Here is a 5,520-nt window from a genome sequence, read left to right as displayed (position 1 = left end):
CGTATTATTTAGATTATGTAAAGGAAAAAACCACAAGGTTACTTAAAGATTGAAATACCAGGCGACGACACGCTATACTTACATCAGGTCTATAAAGTTAAAACACACGACATTGCTCGCTAACCAGTAGTGCCTTATGTAGTGTGTTTTCTTAAGGTTTAGAGTGTGTTGGGCCTCCAACTCGACTATATAGCATTCGCAAAAAAGCCGTCTTTCCAATAGTAGACGGCTTTTTTGTGTCTAAAAAACCGGCGTTTGATTTATTTTTTCGGTTGAGCTAGGTTGAAATTTCATTGTTTGGTGTGGAATCTGAACAACCTCAAAAACCTATTGGACCTCAAAATATGACGCATTTGACTCAGCCTTGGCGTGGGCTAAAGCCCAAACAACACATTCTCAATCACACCGCTTGTTTATCCCTCGGGATGAAGTGCTGTGTGTTTTAAACGTGGACGGTGAATGTTATGAAGACGCCTGGACACGACTCCTCCCCTCCCCCGCTCGATAAATCGAGTTACGATGCGCAGTATCGCTGTAAGCGTAAGGCTCGCAAACTGGATTTGATTGAATTGTATCAACGTGTCGTTGAAGAAGAGAACGCGCGGAACCCTAAGACGCCTTTTGAGATCGGATTCAAGTCTCGCCGGTTGCTTCGAAGCGGTAAAGTAGAAACCCTGCCGCCAGAATACGCGCGGATCTTAAAAGGGTGTGAAGAATTTATTACCAACCCCAATCGTTTCCCGTCACTCAATGCATGGGGCGGTGAAGCGGTGAATAATGTGCAGTGTCGCACCTTAATTGCGAAAGTATTAGCGTGCACTCTGCCGAACACAGACCTCATTGGCGGGCGCATCGGTTTGCCCACCGAAGCGGGATTGAAAACCATCAGCTACGACCAGCTTCAAGAAGATTATGCGTTGCGCTTTGGAGAGTTTATTTCGCCGAAGTCCTTTGCTAAAGCGGTGAAGTATCTAAAGCGTGCCAGCTATTTTCACAGTGAGCGGATCAATGTGTGTGTCGACCAAGACGAAGGGACGATACGCAGTGCACCCGCGTACAAACAGTTTACACCTCGCTTCTTTAATGACTTAAAAGTCGTGCGTTACACCAACATCAGCGAATTGATCCTCGCAACACGGGAACGCCAGACCAAGAAAGGACTGAGCTTTCAGTGGCTCTCTTTCCGTAAGATCGCGTCAGGGATACAAGAGATCTTCAATGCGTCAACATTAAACATGTACGCTCAAACAACCTCAGCCTTCTTTAGTGAGTATCAACCCGACTTAGCCCCTAATTAAAGGGATATTTTTGTCTCCGCGAAAGCGGAGGGATCAGCACGTCTGAACCTTATCCTACCCTGCTTTATCTCTCATTTTTCTTGTTTCTCCCAACAGGTTATTCAGGGTTATCTTGCGCACGCAGTCTCATTCGGAAGGGATTTCTCTATTCACGGTTTTTTATAAGAAAGGCCGTGCAAGAAAGGAAGGATAAAAAAGATCGCTATAATGGCCATCAATAAGGGGCTGCGCTTATGAACACTACGTATAAAGATAAATAATTAAATCAATAGAAAAATAAATACTTAAGGACAAGCAAAAAAAACGGCGCGGCAACCTTCTTTTGTCATACGACAGGGACCTTCTTCGATTAAACGCTGAGTCAGGTGGCTCCCTTTCATCATCTCCTTACTTAACGTCCACCTTCATCCGGATGGTATGGCTTAGCAGGGCGAGGGTTTTTAGTGCTGTCAATATTGCAGCCTAAAAAGAGCAGTATGGCGCTGTGAGAGGCTTTCTTCTTAATTTCATTAAATGGTCACGGTTCTTATTCAGCCGCTTAAGCTTGCTGCTTTACAAAATGAATGGCCCCTTGAATACTAAGATTAGCGTTTCGATTTATCAGCGTCAGAGGGTAATTCAAACTCAAGGAACATAAATTAGTATTACTTCGAGGTGTTTCTCTTCTTACGCTGTTAGCCTAGAAAAACACATGGGTTACTAGAAGAGAAAAGGACGGATATGACACTTCCTATTTTTCACTCAAACAACGGAAGGTGGAGTGTCGGTGGGTGTGGCTCAGTATGTTCCAGAACTAAATGCGGCGGTCGGTTACTTGCAAAACAACCGTAACATGAACATGAAAATCGCAATTTCAGTTAAACCACAGAACCCTACAGTGCATTTGGTGATTGGCCACAAGAGTAATGTAGAGAAAGAATATCCATCGCAAGCCTAACTGTATCGGATCTCACAGACCTTTGTACTACTCATCTAATGAACAGTTAGGAGCGTTATATGTTGTTGTCTTGGTTTAGCGACGACTACCCATCGGCCTTATTGTTATCATATTCAGGTACTAATTGAGTGAGGGGAATGATCGCCTCACCCAACCTTCACTATGACAACGTCACAAAAAAGACCGAAAGACTACGGTTATTACCTTCCTTGAAGCCCTTATATAACGTTCTGGTCAGAGTTTTATAAAATATTCAACGTTTTACTGCCCACTTTTAAATCGACTCTCTTTATACCCAAGCGATAAAGGCAAGAGAGTACGTCATTTTGAAAAACATTGTATTGACTACGATTTAGAAGTAATAAAAATTCTTCTAACAAGTATCGTTTTTGAGCAAGCTGATAAAAATCACTCATCCTTTGCTTTACATCCAAGTCAATAACAGCGACTTCCAGGCGAGATTGATTCTTCTCAAATAAAAAACTAATCGGGCATTTTGACACAGAAAACCTCCATTATGTGTGAATTATAAAAACAGTCGTTACCGCTCGAAGGGAAAATTAGAGCAACATTTCTTCTTTAATTCCTACTTTGATTAATGCCGCCTTCTCAATCGCTGTTAGTTCTGAAAGCTCACTAACGAAATCACAATCCTTGAACCGAACGTCGGTCGCTTCACCCAACTTTTCACTCAAAGCAGTCATCAAGCCTTCTACTAGGCCACTGAAACGCATGGCAGTCGAGATTAAAACATTGTCACCTTGCGCCAAATCTGACGACGGAACTTTTTCAGCAACCAACCCAAAAACGCCTCGTAAACGCTGACCAAATGCACCTTCCAATTGCGTTAATGTCGCTTTCAGGTCACTTTTCGACATTTGATCCAAAGCTGAACTCATTAAATCCCCATCAAAACGAGCATGAGCATTCGCATCAAGCGCGTCTTCAGGTTTTTTTGCCGTTTTTTCATGCCATTGCAAGGCCGATGTATCAATAAAACCTTGTAAACCTTGCATAGTGGCGCTTACATTTGGACGTTTGTGTGAAAGTGAGTCCACTATTAATCCTAGATGCCCTGAATAATTTTTCTCTTGTTTAGGGACAGTAGAAAGCGCCAGTTCACGAACTAGACTCAGATCCCCTTTATTCAAGGCGATATTCTGAATAAATTTAAATGAAATATTGCCTTCGCTTAGCGCATCTTGTAGCTTATTTATTGTTTCACTAGATAGTGATGGTGTTAAATTCGCTGTTACTCGTGTAGACAAGTAACTCACCGAATCCAGTGCTGTTTTCTTACTATTATCCTTAGCTGAACCACTTCTAATACCTAAATCATTATCAGTTTCAGAACTAACAGCAATCGTCCTGACAGAATGCTCGCTCGAGCTTTGTTTCTGTGTTTCCTGCTCAAAATAAGAACTAATAGCCTCTTTAAGTTCACCAACTTGAGCAGATAATAGTTTTAATTCTTCACTTGCAGCGTGCATCTTTTCAGTTGACGCACTTTGAACAAAAGTAGAGACAGTCCCACCTGTAGTTGCCCACTGCTGGAATGAGTGACCTATTACTTCAGTAGCCAGAAGCTTAGTTGCTACCTGACTTAGCTCGGGTGTCGCAAACTGCTTAATTGCTTGTAAAGCAGTTGCTGTAGAACGAAGCGCACCATTTCCCGTTGCCAATTCAGTGTGTTGCTGTTGTAACGAAGCCCCATTTAAGCCAGACAACCTATTCAATTGAGAAAATCCATTTAAACTGTCTTTCAAAGCTATTTTCCCCATTTCCGCCATCGTCATAGATTGCGGGGCTTGGACTACAGGCGAGCTCTTAGTCTCTTTTCCTGAAGAAAATAACCCTTTAATAAAATCAGATGCACTATTAACGAAACTAATCACTTTATCTTTAAGCGTCGACTTTGGTGCTAATTCCGTCCGGGCGGATAATTCTTGTACTTCGGAGTTAGTAGGTACAAATACGACTGTTTTTTCTCCCATCGAACCTGCTATCGGCATTTGATCAGCTAGATGGTTTGAAATAATAGGGCTCAGTGTTGGATTAGATTGAATCGTGCTTATCATTTGGTACTGCTTGCCTTTTGTTGTTGAATACTCATATATTGTAAGCAAAACAATATATGAGTAAATATCAATATTAGTCATAATTCTGTAGCTGGAATTTCATTTGAACTATCATGAGTATGACTCTTGGCTTTATAGCATAATTCCGTGGAACTAAATTCAGAACCTACGATCTGACCAGCTACGTCCACTACCTCTCGTAGCCTTATGCGGCTTAAATAAGTTTGGAAAGAGCGGTATGGATACCACAAACGTTCACTCTCAAAAACAGCGATGTATCGAGTTAAACAGTTGCTAGGAGGACGATTGAGCTTGAGAAATGACAATGTACAGGTGTGTAAAACTTACGCGATGAAAAAAGTGTTGATGGAGTGGTCAAACCAGAGATTGGAGCTTTATTGACGAGGTATTCTTAAATCCAGAGAACAAAGCAGCCTAAGACGTTATAAATTTGTAAAAATGGCGACAACTTGCTTGAAAAACAGCGGGAATCAGTGAGCGGTTTAAACCGAAATATGCAAAAGAAACGGGGAGACTCTGTATCTAAAGTGAAGTACGCAACAAAACCACGACATTGAAGAAGGGCTTTGTTGCGTAATTCAGTGGAACTAAATCAAGAACCTACGATCTGATCAGCTACCTCCACCCTCTCTCGTAGCCCTATGCCTAAGCCTCGTTACAAAACAACCAACTGGAAGCAATACAACCAATCACTCATTAACCGTGGCTCTCTGACCTTTTGGATTGATGAAGAAGCAATAAGCGGGTGGGCGCAAAGTAAACAGAATAAGCGCGGGAGGCCGCGTCGGTTCAGTGATTTAGCTATCACGACAGTACTCATGGTGAAACGAGTTTTTTCTAGGCCATTGAGAGCGCTTCAAGGATTTATCGACTCGATATTTAGGTTAGCCCATGTTCCGTTAAGTTGTCCGCATTACACCTGCATCAGTCGTAGAGCCAAGCAAGTTGAGGTCTCATTTAAGACTAAAACGAGAGGAGCGATACAGCACCTAGCTATTGATGCTACTGGCCTTAAGGTTTATGGCGAAGGTGAATGGAAAGTCAAAAAAACATGGGACGGATGGCAAGCGTAGAGTCTGGCGAAAGCTTCATATTGCCGTCGATACCAACACTCATGAGATCATTGCCGCCGAGCTAAGTTTATCGACGGTTACAGATGGAGAAGTACTCCCGAACTTACTGAAAC

General features: G+C 42.4%; 4 protein-coding genes and 1 pseudogene. 3 read left to right on the top strand and 2 right to left on the bottom strand.

Annotated features, from left to right (window positions below; genetic code table 11):
• The first annotated feature begins 464 nt into the window (after positions 1-464).
• Positions 465-1,298: a hypothetical protein gene (locus AB4623_RS11755; RefSeq protein ID WP_372146435.1), complete on the top strand. Its 834-nt coding sequence runs from the start codon at positions 465-467 to the stop codon at positions 1,296-1,298.
• 760 nt (positions 1,299-2,058) lie between these two features.
• Complete coding sequence (locus AB4623_RS11750) at positions 2,059-2,235, top strand: hypothetical protein (RefSeq protein ID WP_157936399.1); 177 nt, start codon at positions 2,059-2,061, stop codon at positions 2,233-2,235.
• Positions 2,236-2,477: 242 nt separating this feature from the next.
• Here AB4623_RS11750 and AB4623_RS11745 read toward each other — a convergent pair whose 3' ends face one another.
• Positions 2,478-2,738 (bottom strand): hypothetical protein, encoded by a 261-nt coding sequence (locus tag AB4623_RS11745; RefSeq protein ID WP_102534049.1) that lies wholly within the window; start codon positions 2,736-2,738, stop codon positions 2,478-2,480.
• Positions 2,739-2,795: 57 nt separating this feature from the next.
• Positions 2,796-4,394, bottom strand: coding sequence for an ADP-ribosyltransferase (locus AB4623_RS11740; RefSeq protein WP_305373724.1), 1,599 nt, complete (start codon positions 4,392-4,394; stop codon positions 2,796-2,798).
• Positions 4,395-4,975: 581 nt separating this feature from the next.
• Between AB4623_RS11740 and AB4623_RS11735 the strand changes: the two are divergent.
• Positions 4,976-5,520 (top strand): annotated as a pseudogene (locus AB4623_RS11735) (IS5 family transposase); the annotation flags it as partial.

It is taken from the genome of Vibrio sp. 10N.222.52.C12 (assembly GCF_041474215.1).
Classification (GTDB): domain Bacteria; phylum Pseudomonadota; class Gammaproteobacteria; order Enterobacterales; family Vibrionaceae; genus Vibrio; species Vibrio crassostreae_C.
The sequence above is the reverse complement of the archived record's forward strand: the minus strand, read 5'-3'. Positions and strand labels throughout refer to the sequence as shown.